Annotated in this window: 23 protein-coding genes and 5 tRNA genes; 11 read left to right on the forward strand and 17 right to left on the reverse strand. The window is 69.9% G+C overall.

Translation table 11 applies throughout. The features are described from left to right. The first annotated feature begins 87 nt into the window (after nucleotides 1-87). Both ACZ63I_RS08820 and ACZ63I_RS08825 read left to right on the forward strand, forming a co-directional pair. Nucleotides 88-321 (forward strand): Lrp/AsnC family transcriptional regulator, encoded by a 234-nt coding sequence (locus ACZ63I_RS08820; protein ID WP_041984003.1) that lies wholly within the window; start codon nucleotides 88-90, stop codon nucleotides 319-321. Between the two features lie 20 nt (nucleotides 322-341). Continuing rightward, complete coding sequence (locus ACZ63I_RS08825) at nucleotides 342-842, forward strand: DUF3515 domain-containing protein (protein WP_469336752.1); 501 nt, start codon at nucleotides 342-344, stop codon at nucleotides 840-842. 13 nt (nucleotides 843-855) lie between these two features. Here ACZ63I_RS08825 and ACZ63I_RS08830 read toward each other — a convergent pair whose 3' ends face one another. From ACZ63I_RS08830 to ACZ63I_RS08840, 3 genes are all read right to left on the reverse strand, one after another. Further along, nucleotides 856-2,019: a D-alanine--D-alanine ligase family protein gene (locus tag ACZ63I_RS08830; RefSeq protein WP_469336754.1), complete on the reverse strand. Its 1,164-nt coding sequence runs from the start codon at nucleotides 2,017-2,019 to the stop codon at nucleotides 856-858. 69 nt (nucleotides 2,020-2,088) lie between these two features. Continuing rightward, nucleotides 2,089-3,090 carry an NAD(P)H-dependent glycerol-3-phosphate dehydrogenase gene (locus tag ACZ63I_RS08835; protein ID WP_469336756.1) on the reverse strand — a complete coding sequence of 334 codons (1,002 nt, stop codon included), beginning with the start codon at nucleotides 3,088-3,090 and terminating at the stop codon, nucleotides 2,089-2,091. After that, complete coding sequence (locus ACZ63I_RS08840) at nucleotides 3,087-3,890, reverse strand: lysophospholipid acyltransferase family protein (RefSeq protein WP_469336758.1); 804 nt, start codon at nucleotides 3,888-3,890, stop codon at nucleotides 3,087-3,089. Before ACZ63I_RS08840 ends, ACZ63I_RS08835 begins: the two co-directional genes overlap by 4 nt. A 157-nt stretch (nucleotides 3,891-4,047) precedes the next feature. Between ACZ63I_RS08840 and cofC the strand changes: the two genes are divergently transcribed. Both cofC and ACZ63I_RS08850 read left to right on the forward strand, forming a co-directional pair. Further along, nucleotides 4,048-4,737 (forward strand): 2-phospho-L-lactate guanylyltransferase, encoded by a 690-nt coding sequence (gene cofC, locus ACZ63I_RS08845; RefSeq protein ID WP_469336760.1) that lies wholly within the window; start codon nucleotides 4,048-4,050, stop codon nucleotides 4,735-4,737. 16 nt (nucleotides 4,738-4,753) lie between these two features. Further along, the gene (locus ACZ63I_RS08850; RefSeq protein WP_041984012.1) at nucleotides 4,754-4,957 is read left to right on the forward strand and encodes a hypothetical protein; all 204 of its coding nucleotides are present in this window, start codon (nucleotides 4,754-4,756) and stop codon (nucleotides 4,955-4,957) included. Between the two features lie 112 nt (nucleotides 4,958-5,069). On the opposite strand, the gene ACZ63I_RS08855 is transcribed toward ACZ63I_RS08850, so the two are convergent. From ACZ63I_RS08855 to leuC, 4 genes are all read right to left on the reverse strand, one after another. Continuing rightward, entirely contained in the window at nucleotides 5,070-5,720 is a 651-nt protein-coding gene (locus ACZ63I_RS08855) for an HU family DNA-binding protein (protein ID WP_469336762.1), read from the reverse strand. A gap of 143 nt (nucleotides 5,721-5,863) precedes the next feature. After that, nucleotides 5,864-6,091: an SCO5555 family protein gene (locus ACZ63I_RS08860; RefSeq protein ID WP_469336764.1), complete on the reverse strand. Its 228-nt coding sequence runs from the start codon at nucleotides 6,089-6,091 to the stop codon at nucleotides 5,864-5,866. 104 nt (nucleotides 6,092-6,195) lie between these two features. Continuing rightward, nucleotides 6,196-6,804 carry a 3-isopropylmalate dehydratase small subunit gene (gene leuD / locus ACZ63I_RS08865; protein ID WP_469336766.1) on the reverse strand — a complete coding sequence of 203 codons (609 nt, stop codon included), beginning with the start codon at nucleotides 6,802-6,804 and terminating at the stop codon, nucleotides 6,196-6,198. A 2-nt stretch (nucleotides 6,805-6,806) separates the two neighbouring features. Next, nucleotides 6,807-8,240: a 3-isopropylmalate dehydratase large subunit gene (gene leuC, locus ACZ63I_RS08870; RefSeq protein ID WP_469336768.1), complete on the reverse strand. Its 1,434-nt coding sequence runs from the start codon at nucleotides 8,238-8,240 to the stop codon at nucleotides 6,807-6,809. Nucleotides 8,241-8,422: 182 nt separating this feature from the next. On the opposite strand from leuC, the gene ndgR reads away from it, so the two are divergent. Continuing rightward, nucleotides 8,423-9,142 carry an IclR family transcriptional regulator NdgR gene (gene ndgR, locus ACZ63I_RS08875; RefSeq protein ID WP_041995019.1) on the forward strand — a complete coding sequence of 240 codons (720 nt, stop codon included), beginning with the start codon at nucleotides 8,423-8,425 and terminating at the stop codon, nucleotides 9,140-9,142. A gap of 112 nt (nucleotides 9,143-9,254) precedes the next feature. Continuing rightward, complete coding sequence (locus ACZ63I_RS08880; RefSeq protein WP_469336770.1) at nucleotides 9,255-9,719, forward strand: GNAT family N-acetyltransferase; 465 nt, start codon at nucleotides 9,255-9,257, stop codon at nucleotides 9,717-9,719. Nucleotides 9,720-9,824: 105 nt separating this feature from the next. On the opposite strand, the gene ACZ63I_RS08885 is transcribed toward ACZ63I_RS08880, so the two are convergent. The 10 genes from ACZ63I_RS08885 to ACZ63I_RS08930 form a co-directional block, all read right to left on the reverse strand. Continuing rightward, nucleotides 9,825-9,897: transfer RNA gene (locus tag ACZ63I_RS08885), tRNA-Glu, on the reverse strand. An 18-nt stretch (nucleotides 9,898-9,915) separates the two neighbouring features. Continuing rightward, nucleotides 9,916-9,987: transfer RNA gene (locus ACZ63I_RS08890), tRNA-Gln, on the reverse strand. A 9-nt stretch (nucleotides 9,988-9,996) separates the two neighbouring features. Continuing rightward, nucleotides 9,997-10,069 (reverse strand) — tRNA-Glu (locus ACZ63I_RS08895). Between the two features lie 61 nt (nucleotides 10,070-10,130). Next, nucleotides 10,131-10,203, reverse strand: a tRNA-Glu gene (locus ACZ63I_RS08900). Nucleotides 10,204-10,224: 21 nt separating this feature from the next. Further along, nucleotides 10,225-10,296, reverse strand: a tRNA-Gln gene (locus tag ACZ63I_RS08905). A gap of 87 nt (nucleotides 10,297-10,383) precedes the next feature. Beyond that, complete coding sequence (locus ACZ63I_RS08910) at nucleotides 10,384-11,103, reverse strand: HAD family hydrolase (protein WP_469336772.1); 720 nt, start codon at nucleotides 11,101-11,103, stop codon at nucleotides 10,384-10,386. 24 nt (nucleotides 11,104-11,127) lie between these two features. Beyond that, nucleotides 11,128-11,283: a hypothetical protein gene (locus ACZ63I_RS08915; protein WP_469336774.1), complete on the reverse strand. Its 156-nt coding sequence runs from the start codon at nucleotides 11,281-11,283 to the stop codon at nucleotides 11,128-11,130. Between the two features lie 5 nt (nucleotides 11,284-11,288). Next, complete coding sequence (gltX, locus tag ACZ63I_RS08920; RefSeq protein ID WP_469336776.1) at nucleotides 11,289-12,761, reverse strand: glutamate--tRNA ligase; 1,473 nt, start codon at nucleotides 12,759-12,761, stop codon at nucleotides 11,289-11,291. After that, complete coding sequence (locus tag ACZ63I_RS08925) at nucleotides 12,754-13,539, reverse strand: fumarylacetoacetate hydrolase family protein (RefSeq protein WP_469336778.1); 786 nt, start codon at nucleotides 13,537-13,539, stop codon at nucleotides 12,754-12,756. The genes gltX and ACZ63I_RS08925 overlap by 8 nt, the downstream gene beginning before the upstream one ends. 87 nt (nucleotides 13,540-13,626) lie before the next feature. Continuing rightward, nucleotides 13,627-13,833, reverse strand: coding sequence for a hypothetical protein (locus tag ACZ63I_RS08930; RefSeq protein ID WP_469336780.1), 207 nt, complete (start codon nucleotides 13,831-13,833; stop codon nucleotides 13,627-13,629). Between the two features lie 571 nt (nucleotides 13,834-14,404). Between ACZ63I_RS08930 and ACZ63I_RS08935 the strand changes: the two genes are divergently transcribed. The 5 genes from ACZ63I_RS08935 to ACZ63I_RS08955 all read left to right on the forward strand — a co-directional run bounded on the left by ACZ63I_RS08935 (nucleotide 14,405) and on the right by ACZ63I_RS08955 (nucleotide 23,320). After that, the gene (locus ACZ63I_RS08935; RefSeq protein ID WP_469336782.1) at nucleotides 14,405-18,220 is read left to right on the forward strand and encodes a sensor histidine kinase; all 3,816 of its coding nucleotides are present in this window, start codon (nucleotides 14,405-14,407) and stop codon (nucleotides 18,218-18,220) included. A gap of 9 nt (nucleotides 18,221-18,229) precedes the next feature. Beyond that, entirely contained in the window at nucleotides 18,230-18,643 is a 414-nt protein-coding gene (locus ACZ63I_RS08940) for a roadblock/LC7 domain-containing protein (RefSeq protein ID WP_030351794.1), read from the forward strand. Nucleotides 18,644-18,758: 115 nt separating this feature from the next. Further along, complete coding sequence (locus ACZ63I_RS08945; RefSeq protein ID WP_030351795.1) at nucleotides 18,759-19,166, forward strand: DUF742 domain-containing protein; 408 nt, start codon at nucleotides 18,759-18,761, stop codon at nucleotides 19,164-19,166. Beyond that, nucleotides 19,147-19,728 (forward strand): GTP-binding protein, encoded by a 582-nt coding sequence (locus ACZ63I_RS08950; RefSeq protein WP_041984026.1) that lies wholly within the window; start codon nucleotides 19,147-19,149, stop codon nucleotides 19,726-19,728. Before ACZ63I_RS08945 ends, ACZ63I_RS08950 begins: the two co-directional genes overlap by 20 nt. Before the next feature lie 337 nt (nucleotides 19,729-20,065). Then, nucleotides 20,066-23,320, forward strand: coding sequence for a sensor histidine kinase (locus ACZ63I_RS08955; RefSeq protein WP_469336785.1), 3,255 nt, complete (start codon nucleotides 20,066-20,068; stop codon nucleotides 23,318-23,320). Nucleotides 23,321-23,323 lie beyond the last annotated feature (3 nt).

The following is a 23,323-nucleotide window of genomic DNA, read 5'->3' on the forward strand; positions in this document are numbered from 1 at the left end:
CCCGGGTCTCCCCGTGGCCGGTGACGACGCGATACCGTGGCGTTTCTTTACCCCCCACATGATCCTCGTGGCCGCCCTGGAGGTTCCGTGGTACAGGCGTACATCCTTATTCAGACCGAGGTGGGAAAGGCGACTCTGGTCGCCGAGACCATCGCAAAGCTTCCGGGAGTCATCCAGGCAGAAGACGTGACAGGCCCCTATGACGTGATCGTCCGCGCGCAGGCGGACACCGTCGACGAGCTGGGCCGCATGGTGGTTGCCAAGATCCAGCAAGTGGACGGCATCACCCGAACCCTGACCTGCCCGGTCGTGCACCTGTAGCCCCCGTCTACGCTTGGCCGGTGATCCGTTCCCGCCACCCGGCCCTCCGCCGCAGGCTATCCGGCCGTCTGCTCGGCTGCCTGCCCGCCGTCGTCCTGCTGTCGGCCGCCGTGGGCTGCTCCGCCACAGACGCGGCGGCGCCGGTGGCGGTTCCCAGCCCGCCCCCGCCGGAGGCGAAGCTCTGCGACGCGCTGCACAAGGCGCTGCCGAAGACCCTGGCGGGGCTCGACCGGAAGGATCCGAAGCCGAGTTCCGAGCTGACCGCCGGCTGGGGGGATGGCGCGATCGTCCTGCGCTGCGGCATCCCCCGGCCGGCGAAGATGACCGACCCCGCCGCGAACGCCGTGGAGGCCGACGGGGTCAACTGGCTGGTGGAGCAGCGGGACTCGGGGCCCCGCTTCACCACGACCTACCGCAAGACGTATGTGGAGGTCACCATGGGCAAGCAGTACGCGAACGACGCCACCCCGCTCGCCGGGCTGGCGGAACCGGTCAAGAAGACGGTGCCCGCCAGCCTCTAGCTCGCGGCGGTGCTCAGCGCAGACCGGTCGGGCGGCGCAGCGCCGCCTGGATCAGCAGGTCGATGAGTTCGGCGTAGCTCACGCCGGTCTCCTGCCACATCCGGGGGAACATCGAGATCGGGGTGAAGCCCGGCATGGTGTTGATCTCGTTGATGACGAACGTGCCGTCCTCGGTGAGGAAGAAGTCGGCGCGCACGAGCCCTTCGCAGGACGCGGCCTCGAACGCCTCGACGGCGAGCCGCCGCACCTCGGCGGTCTGCTCGTCGGTGAGCGGCGCGGGGACGAGACCGGTGGCCGAGTCGATGTACTTGGCCTCGAAGTCGTAGAAGCCGTGGTCGACGACGGGCGGGATCTCGGCGGGCAGGCTGGCGCGCGGCCCGTCCTCGAACTCCAGCACACCGCACTCGATCTCACGGCCCCGCAGCAGCGACTCGACCAGGATCTTGGGGTCGTGGCGCTGCGCCTCCGCGATGGCCTCGTCGAGCCCGGCGGCGTCGTCGACCTTGGTGATGCCCATGGACGACCCGGCGCGGGCCGGCTTCACGAAGAGCGGCCAGCCGTGTTCGGCGGCGAAGTCCACGATCTTCTTGCGGGCGGCGGCGCCGTTGTCGGCGGCCTGCCATTCGCGGGGGCGTACGACCACGTACGGGCCGACCGGCAGCCCGAACGAGGTGAACACCCGCTTCATGTACTCCTTGTCCTGGCCGACGGCGGAGGCGAGGACGCCCGCCCCGACGTAGGGCACGTCGGCCAGTTCCAGCAGCCCCTGGAGGGTGCCGTCCTCGCCGTACGGGCCGTGCAGGACGGGGAAGACGACATCGACCTCGCCGAGTGCCTTGGGCACCGAGCCGGGTTCGCTGTAGACGACTTCGCGGCTGCCGGGGTCGACCGACAGGACGACCGCGCCGTCCGTGGACTCGGCGATGTTCTCGACGCTCGGCAGGGTCGACCCGGTGATGGCCATCCGCTCCGGGTCGTCGGCGGTGAGGGCCCAGCGGCCGTCCGTGGTGATCCCGATGGGCAGGACGTCGTACTTCTCGCGGTCGATGGACCGCAGTACGGCGCCGGCCGTGACCACCGAAATGGCGTGTTCGGAGCTCCGGCCGCCGAAGACGACGGCCACGCGGGGTTTGCGGAGCGGCTGCTCAGGGCTCTGGAAGGAGTTCTCGCTGCTCATATCGCGATGAGAGTACCCGGTGCAGGCGCCCAGGTCAGCGGCCCGCGCCCGCACCGGCGCGCCCGCTACTCAGTGCCGCTCGGCCTTGGCACTGCGTGACATGAGTTCCTTGAGGGCGACCAGCGGCGACTTGCCGTTGTGGACGATGTCCACGACGGTTTCGGTGATCGGCATGTCGACACCGTGCCGCCTGCCCAGATCGAGCACCGACTCGCAGGACTTGACGCCTTCGGCGGTCTGCTTCGACGCGGCGATGGTCTCCTGGAGCGTCATCCCGCGGCCGAGGTTGATGCCGAAGGTGTGGTTGCGGGAGAGCGGCGACGAGCAGGTGGCGATCAGGTCGCCCATCCCGGCGAGTCCGGAGAAGGTGTGCGGGTCGGCGCCCATGGCGAGGCCGAGCCGGGTGGTCTCGGCGAGGCCGCGGGTCATCAGGGAGGCGGAGGTGTTGTCGCCGAACTTCATGCCGTCGGCGATCCCGACGGCCAGACCGATCACGTTCTTGACGGCGCCGCCGAGTTCGCAGCCGACGACGTCGGTGTTCGTGTACGGGCGGAAGTACGGGTTGTGGCAGGCGGCCTGGAGCCGTTCGGCGACCGACTCGTCGCGGCAGGCGACCACGGCGGCCGCGGGCATCCTGGCGGCGATCTCGCCGGCCAGGTTGGGTCCTGTGACGACGGCGATCCGCTCGGCGGGCGCCTTGGCGACCTCCTCGATCACCTCGCTCATCCGCTTGGCGGTGCCGAGTTCGACGCCTTTCATCAGCGAGACGAGGACGGTCTCGGGCGGCAGGACCGGCGCCCACTCGGCGAGGTTGGCGCGCAGTGTCTGCGAGGGGACGGTGAGCACGGTGAAGTCGGCGCCCTCGGCGGCCTCCGCCGGATCGGCCGTGGCCCGTACGGAGGCGGGGAGTTCGACGCCCGGCAGGTAGTCGGGGTTGGTGTGGGTACGGTCGATGGTCTCGACGAGTTCACGGCGGCGGCCCCACAGGGTCACCTCGCTCCCCGCGTCGGCGAGGACCATGGCGAACGCCGTGCCCCACGATCCCGCTCCGAAGACGGCAACCCGTGTCACGTCGATCCCTCTTCTTCCACTTCTCGTTCGCCGCGCGCCGGCCTGTCGGCGGCCTGCCCGGCCGCCTTCCCGGCGGCGGCGCGGCGCTGTTCGGCCCTGGCCTTGCGGTGGTCGTAGACCTCGGCGGGCGCGGGCTCCCCGCGCAGCTCCACCAGCAGTTCGGTGACGGCGGCCATGATGACCTCGGTGGCCTCCCGCAGCACCTCGGGGGTCATGTCCTTGCCGTAGAACCGCGACAGGTCGACCGGGTCGCCGACGAGCACGTGGTGCGTCTTGCGCGGGAAGAGGTCGGGCTTCTTCGCGTACGGCGGGAGCACGGCGTTGGCGCCCCACTGCGCGACGGGGACGACCGGGCACTTGGTCTGAAGAGCGACTCTGGCCGCGCCGGTCTTGGCGGTCATCGGCCACTGGTCCGGGTCGCGGGTGAGGGTGCCCTCGGGGTAGAAGGCGACGCACTCGCCGCGCTCCACGGCGTCGATGGCGGCCCGGAAGGCGCTCAGCGCGTCGGTGCTCTCGCGGTAGACCGGGATCTGCCCCGTACCGCGCATCACGGCGCCGACGAATCCCTTGGTGAACAGACCGTGCTTGGCGAGGAATCTCGGGACGCGGCCGGTGTTGTACTGGAAGTGGGCGTAGGCAAAGGGGTCGAGATGCGAATTGTGATTCACCGCGGTGATGAATCCGCCGTCGGCCGGCATACGTTCCGCTCCCTGCCAGTCCCGCTTGAGCAGAAGGATGAGCGGTGGTTTCGCGAGGACCGCCGCAAGGCGGTACCAGAAGCCGATTCTGCGGCGGGACACTCGGACACCTTCCTCTTAGGGCCTGGCTGGCTGCCTGGCCGCCGGGGGTCAAGTGTCGCCCCAGGCCCCTGGTCTGTCGAGAACACCGTACGCCCAGCCTCCGTGACCGGCGCCGTGGACAACGGCGCGGTCGGGCCACAATAGAGGGCCGGTACACATGCATGGGGAGCACGCCACGAACACCGACCCGCGGGACCGCTGGTCCCTCGTCGTACCGCTCAAGCCGCTGTGGCTTGCCAAGAGCAGGCTCGCGCAGGCGGCGGGTGACGTGCGCCGGCGCAGGCTCGCGCTGGCGTTCGCGCAGGACACGGTGGCCGCGGCGCTGTCCTGCGGCGCGGTGCGCGATGTGTCCGTCGTCACGGACGATCCGACGGCGGCGGACGGGCTGTCGGCGCTGGGGGCGCGCATCGTGCCGGACGCGCCGGGCGCCGGGCTCAACGCGGCGCTGGCGCACGGCGCTCGTACGGTCAGGGCGCGCAGGCCGGGTGCGGCGGTGGCGGCGCTCAACGCGGATCTGCCGGCGCTGCGTCCGGAGGAACTGGCCAGGGTGCTGTCGGCCGCCGCTGTTTTTCCCCGCGCTTTTCTCGCCGATGCTTCAGGAATCGGTACGACATTGCTGACCGCTGCCCCTTCCGTGGAATTGGCCCCCGCATTCGGCGGTCCTTCCCGGCTTCGGCATTTGTCGTCGGGCGCGGTGGAAATTGTCCTGACGGACGTCGATTCGGTTCGGCGTGATGTGGACACGGGCGAGGATCTGCTGGTGGCGGCGGCGCTGGGGCTCGGTCCGCACACGGCGTCGCGCTACCCGGGGTACGAGCCGCTGGCGGGGCCGCAGCCCTGGCACTGACCGATACGCTGGGGCCATGCAGGCGACCGCTTACACCTACTCGGCGCAGACGCGCAGCGGCAGTGTCCTCCTGGACGACGGCACACCCGTGGAGTTCGCCGCCGAGGCGTTCGACGCCGGCGGGCTCCGACTGCTCCGGCCGGGTCAGCGGGTGCGGATCGAGACCGAGGGCGACGGCGCGGAGCGCCGGATCACGCTGGTGACGCTCCAGACGTTCTGACCCTGTCCGGCAGACGTGCTGCCCCTGTCCGGCAGGACCGGACAGGGCTCAACGCCGCGGGCCGGGCTCCCCGGAGGGAGCCCGGCCCGGTGCGTGAGTGGCCTTGTACCGCTTACTTCTTCCTGGCGACGGTCTTCTTCGCCGTGGTGGTGCGAGCGGTGGCCTTCTTGGCCGGGGCCTTCTTGGCGACGGCCTTCTTGGCCGGAGCCGTCTTCTTGGCGGCGGCCTTCTTGGCCGTGCCGGTGGTCTTCTTGGCGGTCGAGGAGGCCGCGCTGGTCTTCTTGGCCGAGGACTTGCGCGCGGCGCCGGTCTTCTTCGCCGCTGTCGTCTTGGCCGCCGAGGTACGGGCGGTGGTGCCGCGCGCGGCGGTGGTCTTCTTGGCGGTGGCCTTCTTGGCCGCGGCCTTGGCGGTCGTACGGGTGGAAGAACCGCCCGAGAGGCTGCCCTTGGGGGCCTTCTTGACCGCCACGTCGTTCTTGGGGAGCTTCTTCGAGCCGCTGACCAGATCCTTGAAGCCCTGGCCCGCGCGGAAGCGCGGCACCGAGGTCTTCTTGACCCGTACGCGCTCACCCGTCTGCGGGTTGCGGGCGTACCTGGCCGGACGGTCGACCTTCTCGAACGAGCCGAATCCGGTCACCGAGACCCGGTCACCGGCGACAACCGCGCGGACCACCGCGTCGAGTACCGCGTCGACCGCGTCCGCGGCCTGCTGACGGCCGCCGACCTTGTCCGCAATCGCTTCTACGAGCTGCGCCTTGTTCACGTCTTCCCCTTCGGAGACATTGCCAGAACGAAAGTGTTCAAGCTTTTTCGCACGTTAGGCAGATATATACCGCAAATCAAACACGAAACGGGCTAATCACCCTAGTGCCGCAACGAAGTCGACCTGGTGGAGTTCCTCGGAGGTCAGTCGCCTTCCGGAAATCGACCCTCGTCGAGGTCCTTCATCAATCGGTCCAGACGCCTTGCTGCATCCGGGAGATCGTGCTTCGCGGCAGCCGTGATGACCAGCAGTTTCCTGGAGAGCGCCGTGCGTACGCCCTCCGGGACTTGCAGGGTGCGCACCCTGATGTGCGCCTCTTTCAGTTGTTCGGCGACCAACCGGTAAAGCTTGAGTTGGCCGTCGGGTTCCATGCACCGATTGTGCCATCTGGGGCGAGTTGTCGCCCGACAGGGTCTCAACATGCAACTGCACCCCCTGCCTTGAGGCAGGGGGTGCAGGAGGGTAAAAGCCCTGATCAGACGGTAATTGTGCGGGGTTTGAAGGACGGCCGCGAGGCCTCGTAAGTCGCGATGTCAGCTTCGTTCTGAAGGGTGAGTCCGATGTCGTCGAGCCCGTTCAGCAACCGCCAGCGGGCGTTCTCGTCAAGGTCGAAATCAGCCGACACTGCGGTCCCGTCGGGGGCGGTGGCCCGCACCTGGCGGCCCTCCAGGTCCACGGTGACCTCGGTCTTGGGGTCGCTCTCGACGAGCTGCCAGAGGGATTCGACCACGTCCTGGTCCAGAACCACCGTCAGCAGACCGTTCTTGAGGCTGTTGCCCCGGAAGATGTCGGCGAACCGCGCGGAGATGACGGCCTTGAAGCCGTAGTTCTGCAGGGCCCAGGCGGCGTGCTCGCGGGAGGAGCCGGTGCCGAACTCGGGTCCGGCGATCAGCACCGAGGCACCCGCGTACCGCTCCTGGTTCAGCACGAACTCCGGGTCCTTGCGCCACGCCTCGAAGAGCCCGTCCTCGTAGCCGTCGCGGGTGACCTTCTTCAGCCAGTGGGCGGGGATGATCTGGTCGGTGTCGACGTTGCTGCGGCGCAGCGGGACGGCCCGGCCGGTGTGTGTCGTGAAGGCTTCCATGGTTATCGGGCTCCTGCGGGCGTGCGGTCTTCGGCGTCGGACAGGTCGGCGGGCGAGGCCAGATGGCCCAGCACGGCGGTGGCGGCGGCGACCTGCGGGGAGACCAGGTGGGTGCGGCCGCCCTTGCCCTGCCTGCCCTCGAAGTTGCGGTTGGAGGTGGACGCCGAGCGCTCACCTGGCGCCAGTTGGTCGGGGTTCATGCCCAGGCACATCGAGCAGCCCGCGTGCCGCCATTCGGCTCCCGACCCGGTGAACACCTTGTCCAGGCCCTCGGCGACGGCCTGGAGGGCGACCCGTACCGATCCGGGGACCACCAGCATCCGTACGCCGTCGGCGACTTTGCGGCCTTCCAGGATCGCTGCGGCCGATCGCAGGTCCTCGATACGGCCGTTGGTGCAGGAGCCGACGAAGACGGTGTCGACCTTGATGTCGCGCAGCGCCTGACCTGCCGTCAACCCCATGTATTCCAGGGCTTTTTCGGCGGAGAGCCGCTCGGCGGCGTCGTCGTACGAAGCGGGGTCGGGGACGTGCGACGAGAGCGGCGCGCCCTGGCCGGGGTTGGTGCCCCAGGTGACGAACGGCGCGAGTTCCGAGGCGTCGATGAACACCTCGGCGTCGAAGACCGCGTCGTCGTCGGTGCGCAGCGTCTGCCAGTACGCGACGGCCGCGTCCCAGTCCTCGGCGGCGGGTGCGTGGTCGCGGCCCTTGAGGTAGTCGAAGGTGGTCTGGTCGGGGGCGATCATGCCCGCCCTCGCGCCGGCCTCGATCGACATGTTGCAGATGGTCATGCGGGCCTCCATCGAGAGTTTCTCGATGGCGGAGCCCCGGTATTCGAGGATGTAGCCCTGGCCGCCGCCGGTGCCGATACGGGCGATGACGGCGAGGATCAGGTCCTTGGCCGTGACGTCCTCGGGCAGTTCGCCCTCGACGGTGATGGCCATGGTGCTGGGCCTGGCCAGCGGCAGGGTCTGGGTGGCGAGTACGTGCTCGACCTGGCTGGTGCCGATGCCGAACGCCAGCGCGCCGAAGGCGCCGTGGGTGGAGGTGTGGCTGTCGCCGCAGACCACGGTGGTGCCGGGCTGGGTCAGTCCCAACTGCGGGCCCACGACATGGACGACGCCCTGCTCGACGTCGCCGAGCGGGTGCAGCCGGACGCCGAAGTCGGCGCAGTTCTTGCGCAGCGTCTCGAGCTGGACCCGGGAGACCGGGTCGGCGATCGGCTTGTCGATGTCGAGGGTGGGGGTGTTGTGGTCCTCGGTCGCGATGGTGAGGTCGAGCCGCCGCACCGGCCGGCCGTTCTGCCGCAGGCCGTCGAAGGCCTGCGGGCTGGTCACCTCGTGCAGGAGATGCAGATCGATGAAGAGGAGGTCGGGCTCGCCCTCTGCGCGCCGGACGACATGGTCGTCCCAGACCTTCTCCGCGAGTGTCCTACCCATCGCTTTCCCTCCGGCCGGCTGCGTCGCCGGCATTCCTAGAGATGTGTGGGCCTACGTCCGTCCCCCCGCGAGCCGGACGCCGGCCGGTGACCCGTGGTCTCCGCGAGCCCGTACGTACAGGTTGGCAAGTTCACCGGAAAAAGGAACTTGCGTTTCACAGAGTGAGACGCGAGTATCGTTTCATGGACAACTCTAGCGGCGTCGGCGTTCTCGACAAGGCTGCTCTCGTACTGAGCGCCCTGGAGTCGGGGCCGGCCACCCTCGCCGGGCTGGTCGCTGCGACCGGGCTCGCGCGGCCCACGGCCCACCGGCTCGCGGTGGCCCTGGAACACCACCGGATGGTGGCGCGTGACATGCAGGGCCGGTTCATTCTCGGCCCGCGGCTCGCCGAGCTGGCGGCGGCGGCCGGCGAGGACCGGCTGCTGGCGACGGCGGGCCCGGTGCTCACGCATCTGCGGGACGTGACGGGCGAGAGCGCCCAGCTCTACCGCAGGCAGGGCGACATGCGGATCTGCGTGGCGGCGGCCGAGCGGCTCTCGGGGCTGCGGGACACCGTCCCCGTCGGCTCCACGCTGACCATGAAGGCGGGCTCGTCGGCGCAGATCCTGATGGCCTGGGAGGAGCCTGAGCGGCTGCACCGCGGCCTGCAGGGCGCCCGCTTCACCGCGACGGCGCTCTCGGGCGTACGGCGCAGGGGCTGGGCCCAGTCGATCGGCGAGCGGGAGCCGGGCGTCGCCTCGGTCTCGGCGCCGGTACGCGGCCCGTCGAACCGGGTGGTGGCCGCCGTCTCGGTATCGGGCCCGATCGAGCGGCTGAGCCGGCACCCGGGCCGGATGCACGCCCAGGCCGTGATCGACGCGGCGGGCCGACTGAGCGAGGCGCTGCGCCGGGGCGGCAGTTGACACGGCCGCGCGGCCGTACACCATCGCAACTCGCCCCAGCACGCCCGGCCTTGACCGCATCGGCCTGAACTCTCTCCCGCTCAAGAACGCGCCCGCTTACGCCGAATCCGGTATGCGCATCGTGCCGATCGGACCGGGCTGCTGTACGAACTGCCCGGTCGAGGGCGTGGAACGGCCGGAGGAGTGGATCAGCTCCCCCGCCGTCGTCCACGCCTGGGTCGCGGAAGGCGAACAGCGGATCGTGGGACACGTAGCGGTCATGCGTCCGCGGGGAGAGGACGCCGTCCTGCTCTGGCAGGCACAGAGCGGCGACGAGGAAGCTCGCATCGGCGTTCTTGCCCGGCTCTACGTCGTGCGGGAAGCGCGAGGTCGCGCACTCGGTGAAAGACTCGCGCGAGCAGCCATGGACTACGCCCGGCAGCACGACATGCGTCTCGTCCTCGACGTGATGGCCAAGGACGTCGGCGCTGTCCGCCTTTACGAGCGCATGGGTTGGCGGGTGATCGGCGAGGCAGCTCATCACTACGGAGACGGCCGGCAGATCGCGGCCATCTGCTATGTCTCACCTGCCGGATAGTCCAGAACGGCGTGGGGGGCGAACCGAAGCCCAACGGGCGCTCCGACAAGGGGACATGAGTAAGGCCCTTCCCCTGCTGGGGAAGGGCCTGCTCGTATCTGTGGGTACCCCCGACCGGATTCGAACCGGCGCTACTGCCGTGAGAGGGCAGCGTGCTAGGCCGCTACACAACGGGGGCGAGGACCATGAGGTCCGGCTGGGCTACCAGGACTCGAACCTAGAACAACGGAACCAGAAACCGTCGTGTTGCCAATTACACCATAGCCCATGGTGGTAGTACCCCCGACCGGATTCGAACCGGCGCTACTGCCGTGAGAGGGCAGCGTGCTAGGCCGCTACACAACGGGGGCCCTGGCGATCCTGCGTCGACGCATCCGGGTGCGACCCGAAGGCGTCGGAGAGAAGGATCTGTACCCCCGACCGGATTCGAACCGGCGCTACTGCCGTGAGAGGGCAGCGTGCTAGGCCGCTACACAACGGGGGCGTCGCAGACAACGTCTGCAAGCTGGGCTACCAGGACTCGAACCTAGACTAACGGAACCAGAAACCGTCGTGCTGCCAATTACACCATAGCCCACCAAAAATCAACCCCCTGGTGGGGGTTGGTTTGGCTTGCGTTTCCCGGTCGGACCTTTCGGTCTGCTCCGGTGACGCAGGAAGAACATTACCCGATGCCGGACAGCGCTCCAAAACGAGTATCGCCCCGCAGCAGGCCCGGCAGCTCGGCGAGAGCGGCGATCCGCACAAGATCGGGACGGCCGCCGAGCCGCCCCCGGTCGAGCCAGATCCCGGCGAGCCCGGCGGCCACGGCGCCGCCGGCGTCGATGTCGGGTTCGTTGCCCACGTACGCCACTTCGGCGGGCGGCAGCGCGAGGGCGTCGCAGGCCGCGTGGAAGGCGGCGGCAGCGGGCTTGGCCGCGCCGACCTCGGCCGCGCAGACCACGGCCTCGAAGTGGTCCCGCACACCGAGGACCCGTAGCTTGCGGTCCTGGACCAGGCTGCTGGAGTTGGACAGCACCGCCTGCCGGTAGTCGCCCGCGAGGCCGTCCAGGGCGGCGAGCGCGTCGGGGAAGAGCGTCCAGGCGGACTCGAAGTGGCCGAGGTAGCGCCCGAACCAGGCGTCGGCCTCGGCGTCGGTCAGCCCGGCGCCGAGGAAGACCCGCGTACGGTCCCTGCGCTGGCCCAGGAAGTCCGTCTCCCCCGCGGCGAACCGCAGCCACTGCGCGTCGGTGATCTCGCGCCAGCGGCCGAGGGCCTGGTCGACGGTGGCGAACCGGTCGATCAGGCCCTCGGCGGCGAGATGCCGCCGCATTCCGGCGCGGTCGGCGCCGGTGTAGTCGAACAGGGTGTCGTCGATGTCCCACAGGACGGCACGGATCGCCATGCCTGCCACGCTACCGACAGCCGGTCACCTCCGGGCGCCGACCAGCCTCGCGAGAATGGCCGCGCGCCGCAGCCGGGCTCGGCGTACGTCCTCGTCCGTGAGATCCGGCCGCGGATACGCCCGTACCGAGGCGATCCCGCGCGCCGTCGCCGCGGTGCGGCCGGCCCGGTCCGGGGTCATGGCCGTCAGCCCGTGAGCTTGGCGAGCGCCGCGTCGATGCGGGACAGGGTGCGGTCGCGGCCCAGGACTTCCAGGGACTCGAAGAGCGGCAAGCCGATCGTGCGGCCGGTGACGGCCACCCGGACCGGGGCCTGGGCCTTGCCCAGTTTGAGGCCGTGTTCCTCGCCGGCCGCCAGGACCGCGTTCTTCAGGGCCTCGGCGTGCCACTCCGCCTCCGCCAGCTTCGCGCGGGCCGTCGTCAGCAGCGCCGCCGGGTCGCCCTTCATCGCCTTCGCCCAGGACGCCTCGTCCTCGACGGGCTCGTCCAGGAAGAGGAAGTCGACGTTGGCGGTGATGTCGGACAGCACGGTGACCCGGGTCTGGGCCAGCGGGGCGAGGGCGGCGAACGCCTCGGCGTCGAAGGACTCCGGCGCCCAGGGCGCGTAGGGGGCCTTCAGCCAGGGGCCGCAGGCCTCGGTGAAGGTCTTCACGTCCAACTGCCTGATGTGGTCCGCGTTGATCGCCTCGGCCTTCTTCAGGTCGAAGCGGGCCGGGTTGGCGTTGACGTCCGCGATGTCGAAGGCGGCGACCATCTCGTCCATCGAGAACAGGTCCCGGTCGGCGGAGAGCGACCAGCCCAGCAGCGAGAGGTAGTTGAGCAGCCCCTCGGGCAGGAAGCCGCGCTCGCGGTAGAGGTTCAGGGACGACTGCGGGTCGCGCTTGGAGAGCTTCTTGTTGCCCTCGCCCATCACGTACGGCAGATGCCCGAACGCCGGGACCGCCTGCGCGACGCCCAGCTCGATCAGCGCCTTGTAGAGCGCGATCTGGCGCGGGGTGGAGGACAGCAGGTCCTCGCCGCGCAGTACGTGGGTGATCTCCATCAGCGCGTCGTCGATGGGGTTGACGAGCGTGTAGAGCGGGGCGCCGTTGGCCCGGACGATGCCGTAGTCCGGCACGTTCTCCGGGGTGAACGTCAGCTCGCCGCGCACCAGGTCGGTGAAGGTGATCGGCTCGTCGGGCATCCGGAAGCGGACGATGGAGGTGCGGCCCTGGGCCTCGTACCCCTTCTTGCGCGCGTCGGTCAGGTCCCGGCAGTGGCCGTCGTACCCGGAGGGCCGGCCCGCCTTGCGTGCGGCGTCCCTGCGGGCCTCCAGCTCCTCGGGGGTGCAGTAGCAGTGGTACGCGTGTCCCGCGGCGAGCAGCTTCTCCGCCGTCTCGCGGTAGATGTCCATCCGCAGCGACTGCCGGTACGGCTCGTGGGGGCCGCCGACCTCGGGGCCCTCGTCCCAGTCGAGGCCGAGCCAGCGCAGCGAGTCGAGGAGCTGCGTGTACGACTCCTCGGAGTCGCGCGCCGCGTCGGTGTCCTCGATGCGCAGGACCAGCGCGCCACCGGTGTGGCGGGCGTACGCCCAGTTGAACAGGGCGGTGCGGACCAGGCCCACATGGGGGTTGCCGGTCGGCGACGGACAGAAACGAACACGGACAGAACCGTTAGCCACGCTTGATCACCTTGTTGGTGAGAGTGCCGATGCCTTCGATGGTGACGGCGACCTCGTCGCCGATGGCGAGGGGGCCGACCCCCGCCGGTGTGCCGGTGAGGATGACGTCGCCGGGGAGCAGCGTCATGGCCTCGGTGATGTGGACGATCAGGTCCTCGACGGAGCGGATCATCTCGCTCGTACGGCCGAGCTGGCGCTGCTCGCCGTTGACGGTGCACTGGATCGTGACGTCGGAGGGGTCGAGGTCCGTCTCCACCCAGGGGCCCAGCGGGCAGGAGGTGTCGAAGCCCTTGGCGCGCGCCCACTGCTTCTCGCGCTTCTGGGTGTCGCGCGCGGTGACGTCGTTGGCGCAGGTGTAGCCGAAGACGACGTCCTTGACCCGCTCGCGCGGCACCTCGCGGCACAGCCGTCCGATGACTACGGCCAGTTCGGCCTCGTAGTGCACGTCGCTGGAGAAGTTGGGGTACTCGATCGCGTCGCCCGAGCCGATCACGGATGTGGTGGGCTTGAAGAAGGTGATCGGCGCTTCGGGTACGTCGTTGCCGAGTTCCGCCGCGTGGTCCGCGTAGTTGCGGCCGACGGCCACGACCTTGTTCGGGAGCACGGGCGGCAGCAGCCGTACCTTGCTCAGCGGGACCTTGGTGCCCGAGAGCTCGAACTCGGTGTACGGAATGCCTTTGATGATGTCGAGGACGAGGCCGGCCTGTTCGCCGCTGCCCCCGTCCTCGACCGCGCCGAAGGCGACATTGCCGTCGATGGAGAATCTGGCGATGCGCACGGGATGCTGTCGCCCCTCACTTCACTCGCTCGCGGTCCGGAGACTGACGCTCCAGGCTAACGTGGCGGGCGGTGACGGCAGCGCGTGTCACCGGTCTGCGGGGACCTGCTCAGGGGGCTGCGGCGCGACGGGCGCGTCCATCAGCTTCGTGCGGCGGGGGTTGGCGGTCCGGGTCGGCAGCGTGACGGGGTGTTCCGGCTGCTCCGCGGGGCGCAGTTCGTCGGCGTCGGCGAGGTGTGCCAGGGTGGTGCGCCTGGGGTTGGCGGTGTTGCGGAACATCATCGTCGTCTTCATCTGCGGTGTCAGACCCTTGTCGCGTGGGGCGCCGGGGCGCCGCTTGTCGGATGTGCCGTCCCTGTAAAGCGTCAGGCTAAACATCCCATTCCCCCGCACGGACGGGATCCAGCAGCGATCTCCGTGTGAGTTTGCTCACCAGTTGACGGGCATTTCGCCCATTCCCGACAGGTGCCTACCACCAAGGAAACGGACAATGCATCACGGAACGTTGCATTCCGCTGCCGATCAACAGGTCCTGGACACCCCCTACCGGTAGTCGGGTCGCCGGGAATCGCCCCTTTCCTCCATGAACACTTTCTACTGCTCGTGACACGTCAATTACACCGTGTCATACAGGTCACAGCCCGGTACGCGGCCCTTGTTGGAGATCCTGCACTGTGCTGGAATTCCCCCCACCGCCGCGGGTTTGAAGCCGGCGCACAGGGGCGCAACGCAGCGCCGAGTGGTGGCGGGGAAGGGGAGTAGCGCCGGTCACTCACGACCACCATGGGGGGCGTTCCACGCCCCACAACGCCGACACCGTCCTGCCGTTCTGCGGCGGACGCCTGGTCCAGAGGTTGCGACGCTAGTGCAGGGACGTTCGAAGAGGGATAGCAGCGCTGCGGCGGAGCAGGAGCCCCGCAGCGGAATCGACCGCGGCTCCTCGCCCCAGCACACCCAGAACCCGGGTTCCGCACCGTCCGGCGAAAGCGGCGACCGCGCCGCTCGGCCGGGCGCGGCACCGGGCGGCGAAGGGGCGCAGACAGCGCCCAAGCCCGCAGGTCCGAGCGACGCGGGCTCACGAATAGCCCTGCGCAACTGGCGCATCAGCACCCGTCTGGTGTCCCTGCTCGCCCTGCCGGTGGTCGCCGCCACCACCCTGGGTGGATTCCGCATCAACGACTCGCTCAACGACATCCAGCAGCTTGAGCACATGCAGTTGCTGACCAAGATGACGAAGGAAGCGACGAATCTCGCCACGCAGCTCCAGACGGAGCGCGACGAGTCGGCGGGGCCGCTCAGCAACGGCGTCAAGTCGACCGACACCCGGATCAAGAACGAGCGCGTCCAGACCGACCGGGCGAAGAAGGCGTTCCTCGACGCCACCGTCGACATCGGCAACACCGACGGCGACCAGGCGCTGGAGAGCATCCGCTCGAACGTCGAGCAGATCGCGGCCCAGGTCAACCAGATCAACGACATCCGGCGGGACGCCTACCAGTCGAAGACGTCGCACTCCCTGACGGTCGACGCTTACGACGGACTGATCACCTCTCTGCTGAGCCTCTCGCAGGACATGGCGCAGGCGACCAGCAACCCCGACATGATCAAGCGGACACGCGCGCTGGCGGCGTTCTCCTCGGCGAAGGAGTACGCGTCCATCCAGCGGGCCATCATCGCCGCCGCGCTCCCCGCCGACCCGAGGCAGCGCGGTCAGCTCAACGAGAACGACCGCCTCTACGGCCTCGCGGCGATGAACAAGGAGCGGAACTCGCTCACCACGTTCAGCTCGCTGTACGAGTCCATGGGCGGCGACGCCGAAGAGCTGATGGCGCCCCTGAACGGCCAGGGCAACCCGGAGATCCAGGCGTCCGAGAAGTACGCCGACCCGGTGCTCGGCTCGAAGGACGGCCTGGAGAACCAGGTCAACCGGTCGTACCTGGACTGGACCGACCAGGCCTCCACGCGCATCAACGCGATGAAGACCATCGAAGCCACGCTGCTCAACGAGATGGAGAGCAAGGCCCGGGAGCTGCGCAGCAGTTCGCAGCGCGACGCGATCATCAACGCGGCGCTGATCCTGCTGGTCCTCGGCGTCTCGCTGGTCGGCGCCTTCGTGGTCGCCCGGTCCATGATCCGCTCGCTGCGGCGGCTGCAGGACACCGCGACCCGGGTCGCCCAGGACCGGCTGCCCGAGCTGGTCAAGCAGCTCTCCGAGACCGACCCGCAGGACGTCGACACCTCCGTCGAGTCGGTCGGTGTGCACTCACGGGACGAGATCGGCCAGGTGGCCGCGGCCTTCGACGACGTGCACCGCGAGGCGGTCCGACTGGCCGCCGAGCAGGCGCTGCTGCGAGGCAACGTCAACGCGATGTTCACCAACCTCTCGCGCCGCAGCCAGGGCCTGATCCAGCGCCAGCTCTCGCTGATCTCCGAACTGGAGTCCCGCGAGGCCGACCCCGACCAGCTCTCCTCGCTGTTCAAGCTCGACCACCTCGCGACCCGTATGCGCCGTAACGGTGAGAACCTGCTGGTCCTCGCCGGTGAGGAGCCGGGCCGCCGGTGGACCAGGCCCGTCCCGCTGGTCGACGTGCTGCGCGCCGCCGCGTCCGAGGTGGAGCAGTACGAGCGCATCGAACTCGCCGCGGTCCCGGCCACCGAGGTCGCGGGACGCGTCGTCAACGACCTCGTGCACCTGCTCGCCGAGCTGCTGGAGAACGCGACGTCGTTCTCGTCGCCGCAGACGAAGGTCCGGGTCACCGGTCACGCGCTGCCCGACGGCCGGGTGCTGGTCGAGATCCACGACACCGGTATCGGCCTGTCCCCCGAGGACCTGGCGGCGATCAACGAGCGGCTGGCCTCGCCGCCCACCGTGGACGTGTCCGTCTCCCGCCGCATGGGTCTGTTCGTGGTCGGCCGGCTGTCCCTGCGCCACGGCATCAGGATCCAGCTCAGGCCCTCCGACTCCGGTGGTACGACCGCGCTGGTCATGCTGCCGGTCGACGTCGCGCACGGCGGCAAGAAGGCTCCGGGCAAGGCAGGCGCAGCGGGTCCCGCGGGCTCCGCCCAGCCGCCCGCCTCCCGGCTCACCGCAGGACCCGGCGCCCAGCAGGGCGGCAGGGCAGGTCTCGGCACAGGTCCCGCCGGCGGCCCTCCCGGTGCCGGCTCCGGCGCTCCCGGGCGGCTTCCCGCAGGTGCTCCGCGCGGCCAGGTCGGTGCCGGTACGGCGCCGCGCGCCGCGCTGCCCGCCCGTGGCGGACCGCAGAACGGCGGCGGGTTCAACGGCGGTCCGCAGACGGACCCGCAGGGCCAGGGCGCCGGTCAGGGCCCCGTGCCCAACGTCTTCGCCCAGAACGCGTTCGGCAGCGGCCAGCACCCGGGCCAGCCGCCGCACGCCGGCCAGCAGAACCAGGGCCTGGCCCAGGCGTTCGGCAACAGCGGCTCCGCGGGCCCCGGCGGCCCCGGCGGGCAGAACAACTTCGGCTCCAGGGGCCAGAGTCCGTTCCCCGGCCAGCAGAACCAGGGCCAGCAGGGCAACGCGCCCCTCGCCGACCGGGGCAGGCAGTTGCCGCCCCCCGGCGGACCGCGCGCCGAGCTGCCGGGCGGCAACCCCCGTCCGCAGCGCCCGCAGCCGCCGCAGACCACCACCTGGGGCAGCGACCAGCAGTCCGCGCGGCAGCAGCCCGCGATGGACGCTCCCCGCGGCCACGAGGAGCACGACTCCGGTCAGTTCCCGCAGGCCGACCTGCAAGGGCCCGCCGCCACGGCCGAGTTCGCGCGCCCGGACTTCAACGGGCCGCGCCCGGACGCTCCCCGGGCCGGCGGCCAGGACCCCGCGTCCACCGAGCAGTTCGCCCGTCCGGACTTCAACGCACCGCGGCCGGACTTCACCGCGCAGCAGGACTTCGGCGCCCCGAGCGGCCCCGTCCAGGGCCAGCAGGGCGGCTACCCGCAGTCCGACTACCGCGCACCGGCCGACTACAACGCTCCGCAGGCGCCGGCCCAGGACCAGCAGTACGGCAGGCAGCAGGACTTCCAGGGCCAGCGGCCGCAGGCGCCCGGTGCGCAGGGCGGCTACCAGGGTCCCGGACAGCGCCAGCCCGACGCGCTGCCGCCCGCCGGTCCCGGTGACGGCCGTACGCCGCTCTACGACACCCTGGAGACCAACTGGTTCCACGGTCCGCAGAGCGCGCAGAGCGCCGAACGCCCGCCGGAGCAGCAGGCTCCCGCGGCCCACCGGCCGCAGGAGCCCACGCCGCCCCCGATGCCGCGCCGCGAGCCCGCGCGCGGACCGGTCGGCAACGCTCCCGCCACCAACGGTTCCGGCTCCTTCAACCAGGGGTCGTCCACCGGCCCGGTCAGCAACGGTTCGGGGCTCACCTCCTCCTGGCGCACGTCACCCAACGACGAGCTGGTACGCCAGGCGGAGCGGGTCAGGAAGCCGGCGGCGGGCGGAATCACCACATCCGGTCTGCCCCGCCGGGTACCGCGTGCCAATCTGGTGCCCGGTACCGCGCAGGAACAGAACAACCAGGCCGGTCCGCAGGTGTCTCGTGCACCGGCGGACGTACGCGGCAGGCTGACCAATCTTCGCCGGGGTATCCAGCAAGGGCGGCAGGCCGGCAACACCGGCCCGTCGAACAACAGCTTCAACCTCGGCCCCTCTCACCAGCAGGAGCGTTAGTTGAGTCCGATGAGTCAGGCTGCGCAGAATCTGAACTGGTTGATCACCAACTTCGTGGACAACACCCCCGGGGTGTCCCACACGGTGGTGGTCTCCGCGGACGGACTTCTGCTGGCCATGTCCGAGGGCTTCCCCCGCGACCGAGCCGACCAGCTCGCGGCCGTGGCATCCGGCCTGACCTCGCTCACCGCGGGGGCTTCCCGGATCTTCGAAGGCGGCCCGGTCAACCAGACCGTGGTGGAGATGGAGCGCGGCTTCCTCTTCCTCATGTCCGTTTCCGACGGTTCCTCCCTGGCCGTACTCGCCCACCCCGAGTGCGACATCGGCCTGGTGGGATACGAGATGGCCCTCCTGGTCGATCGCGCGGGGACGGTCCTCACCCCCGACCTGCGCGCCGAGCTTCAGGGAAGCCTGCTGCACTGAGGTTTCCTCACGGCACCGCCCGCAACGCTCAACACCGTCCGGCCACCGCCCCCCGGCCCCCCACCGGCCCAGTCAGACGGCACGCAGACATCTTGCTGTCACGCCCGGAGGATTCATGACCCCGCCACCCGCCTCTCACGACCCGTACGGCGCATCGGTCGACGCGTCGTACGGACCTGAGGGCGATCAGCCGCTGGTACGTCCATACGCCATGACCGGCGGCCGTACCCGGCCGCGGTACCAGCTCGCCATCGAGGCGCTGGTCAGTACGACAGCGGACCCGGCCCACCTGGCCACGCTGCTCCCCGAGCACCAGCGGATCTGCCACCTGTGCCGCGAGGTCAAGTCGGTCGCCGAGGTGTCGGCGCTGCTGACGATGCCGCTGGGGGTCGCCCGGATCCTCGTGGCCGACCTGGCGGAAGCGGGCATGGTGGCCATCCACCAGCCGGGTAACGGAGAGGCCGGCGGCACGCCGGATGTAACACTGCTCGAAAGGGTGCTCAGTGGACTTCGCAAGCTCTAGCGGCGGCGCGGCCCGGTCGACCACCAGCGCGAAGATCGTGGTGGCGGGCGGATTCGGCGTGGGCAAGACCACGTTCGTCGGCGCCGTCTCGGAGATCAACCCGCTGCGTACCGAAGCCGTCATGACCTCCGCATCGGCGGGGATCGACGACCTCACGCACACCGGGGACAAGACCACCACGACGGTGGCCATGGACTTCGGCCGTATTACTCTTGACCAGGACCTGATCCTCTACCTCTTCGGCACGCCGGGCCAGGACCGCTTCTGGTTCATGTGGGACGACCTGGTACGCGGCGCCATCGGTGCCATCGTGCTGGTGGACACCCGCAGGCTCGCCGACTGCTTCCCCGCGGTCGACTACTTCGAGAACTCGGGCCTGCCGTTCGTCATCGCCCTCAACGGCTTCGACGGACATCAGCCCTACACTCCGGAAGAGGTGCGCGAGGCGCTGCAGATCGGACCCGACACCCCGATCATCACCACGGACGCCCGGCACCGCGCGGACGCGAAGAGCGGTCTCATCACGCTCGTCGAGCACGCGCTGATGGCGCGGCTCAAGTAGACGAACCGCTACGGCAGTTGCCGTAGACAGCCCGGAGAACGGACTGTGTCGTCCGACACGGTCCCTCTCCGCGTTCATAACAGTTCGACAGAGAATTCACCGGCATCGGGCACTCGTCGCATTCGAGTGGTACCCCTGTGCTTACCTCCACTCGCTCTTTTGACGGGCCTCGCTCTTTATGCCCGTTTTATCTGCGGCCTGGACCACTTGGAATGGCTGATTCCCACTGTTTGGAATGAGGCCGCCGCCGTGCTGGAATGCGACGACTCCCGAGTAGTACGGCCCTGATCGAAACACGGCACAACGTAGGTGCCGACGCCGAGAGGTTGTTGGTCGAGTGAGGCGAAGCAAGGCGAGCTCCCCGGACCGGAAGCGGGGCCGGCTGGCCCCGAGCAACTGGCGTGTGGCCACCCGGCTGAACGCCATTCTGCTGATTCCGGTTCTGGTCGGACTCGTGATGGGCGGCTTCCAGGTCAAGGGGTCGATAGGCACCTGGCGGGAGGCCCAGGACGCCGAGCGCACCGCCCTCGTCGTACGCGCCGCCTCGGACTACAGCCAGGCACTGCTCGACGAACGCGACCTGACGGCCCAGCCGTTGCTGACCAACAAGCGCGACGCCAAGATCGTGGTGCGGAGCAGGGCCGACACGGACGCGGCGAAGAAGAGGTTCGACTCCGCCGTACGGAACATGCCCCGGAAACAGGGGCTGAAGCGCCGGCTCGACCTGTTCCGCGGTGAGGAGCCCAAACTCGCGGCGCTGCGCAAGATCGCTTATACGGCGGCGGTGGAGACCCCGGACAAGACCGGCAGCCGCGGCGGTCCGGTGGCGACCGAAGAGGGCTATGTGCAGATCCAGCACTCCCTCATGGAGTTCTCCAACGAACTGGGCCTGGGCACCAGCAACATCACGAGTTACGGCCGCACCCTCTACTCCGTCCAGCTCGCCAAGGCGGCGGGCTCGCTGCAGCGGTCCATCGGGATGCATCTGCTGGTACGGCCCAGCCAGAAGCCCGACATCAGGGGCGGCCAGACGATCGCCTTCACGTCGTACGCGTACCTGGAGGGCATCGCCGTCCAGGAGTACGGGTCGGGCGGCACCGCCGAGGACACGAAGCGGCTGCAGGACGTCATGAAGAAGGAGACGGCGGCGGGCGCCAGGAAGCTCGCCGCCGCCCAGCAGCAAGCGGCAGCGGCGGGGCAGGACTTCACCCCGCCGCCCAGCCGGCAGGGCTCCGTGCTCGACGGCATGGTCGCGGCCATCGCCACCGGCGCGAGCCCCGAGCAGCTCGCCGAGCGCGGGGTCACCCCCGAGGCGTGGATGGCGGCCTCGACCGCCAAGTTCGACGGCTACACGATCCTGGAGAAGGGCCTGGTCGACCGGGCGGTCACCGACGCCGGGCAGATCTCCGACGACGCCAGGAACGACGCGATCACCAACGGCGCGATCGTGCTGGTGGCGCTGCTGATCGCCTTCGTACTCGCCGGGATGATGGCGCGCCAGATGAGCCGCTCGATGCGGACGCTGCGTACGGCCGCCTTCGCCGTCGCCGAGCAGCGGCTGCCGATGCTGGTCGACCAGTTGTCCAGGACCGAGCCCGGCCGGGTCGACACCCGCGTCGAGCCGATCCCGGTCACCAGCACGGACGAGATCGGCGAGGTCGCCCGCGCCTTCGACCAGGTGCACCGCGAGGCGGTCCGGCTCGCCGCCGAGCAGGCCATGCTGCGCGGAAACGTCAATGCGATCTTCACCAACCTCTCGCGCCGCAACCAGTCGCTGATCGAGGGCCAGCTCACCCTGATCACCGAGCTGGAGAACAACGAGGGCGAGCCGGAGCAGCTCGAGAACCTCTTCAAGCTGGACCACCTCGCCACCCGTATGCGCCGCAACGGCGAGAACCTGCTGGTCCTGGCGGGCGAGGAGCCGGGCCGCCGGTGGAACCAGCCGGTGCCGCTGGTCGACGTCCTGCGGGCCGCCTCCTCCGAGGTCGAGTCGTACGAGCGGATAGAGCTGACCGGCGTCCCCGAGACGGACATCCACGGCCAGTCGGTGACCGACCTCGTCCATCTCCTCGCCGAGCTGCTGGAGAATGCCACCACCTTCTCGTCGCCGCAGACGAAGGTCAGGGTCACGGCGACCCGGCTGCCCGACGGCCGGGTGATGATCGAGATCCACGACAAGGGCATCGGCCTCACCGCCGAGGACTTCGCCGACATCAACCACAAGCTGGCCAACCCGCCGACCGTGGACGCCGCGGTCTCGCAGCGGATGGGGCTCTTCGTGGTCGGCCGGCTGGCGGACCGGCACGGCATCCGGGTCCAGCTCCGCCCCTCGGGCGAGCAGGCGGGCACCACGTCGCTGGTGATGCTCCCCAACGCGATCACCCACGGCGGCGGCGGCGAACCCGTACCGGCCCCGGACGACTTCACCGTCTCGCAGATCATCCCCGACCAGCTCCCCGCGCCGCGCGAGCAGTCGTTCAACGGCCGCTCCATGCTGACAGCGGCCGAGCTGGGCTTCGACGACTCCCGCTACGACGAGGAGCCGGCCGCTTCCGACCCGCGCAGACTCAACCCCGTCAACCGCTCGCTGATGCGCGAGGAGCGGCGGGCCGCGGTGGAGGCCCAGTCGTCGAACGACACCGGCGCCGACAGTGGCGGGACCGCGGGCGGGCCGCTCTTCAGCGACCAGGTGGACGGCCGGTACCGCGACCAGCAGGACGGCACGTACGCCCCGCAGGAGACCGGCGCGTACGAGGGGCAGAGCGAGGAGACGCCGTACGGCGCCGGCTACACCCCGCAGCTCACCGGGTCCGCCGAATACGGGCAGCCTGACGCGGCGAACGGGCAGCCTGACGCCTTCGGGCAGTACGGCGAGTACCGCGCGCCCGAGACCTACGCCCAGAGTTATACGGAAGACCCGTTCAGCACCGGGCAGAGCACGGACGCACCGTATGTGAACCCCTTCGACCCGCAGCCCCGGCAGGGCGAGTGGGCCGATCAGGGGGCGTATCACAACGGCTTCCAATCCGAGTCACAACCGGAACCGGAATCCGCTCCTGGCGGTCCCGGCAAGGCCGCGGACCGCGTAGGCTTCGACCGTCCCGGACCCTCGCCGAGCACCAGCCACGCCGTGACCGAAGCAGGTCTGCCGCTGCGCGGCGGCACCCAGCAGCGGGAGAAGCGGGAATGGCAGCCCGCGGGGCAGGACGAAGCACCGCTCAACCAGCCGAGTCAGCCCGGACAGGCCCCACAGCCCGACCAGAGCGGGCAGAATGGGCACAGCGAGGCGGACGGCACCCAGGACTGGCGCTCGATGAACGACGATCGCTGGCACCGGGCGGAGAAGCTCCGTGAACCCAAGGCGGGCGGAATCACCTCGTCGGGACTGCCGCGGCGCGTACCCAAGGCCAATCTGGTCGAGGGAGCGGCGGAGCAGACCCAGCAGGGCGGCCCCCAGATCTCCCGGGCGCCGGAGGACATCCGCGGCAGGCTGAGCAATCTGCGCCGCGGCGTCCAGCGGGGCCGCGACGCGGGAGCGGACAAGAACGGACCGGGCGACGGCTCGGGCAGTACCTACAACCAGGAGCGTTAGTGT

Source organism: Streptomyces sp. NPDC087906, assembly GCF_055584925.1.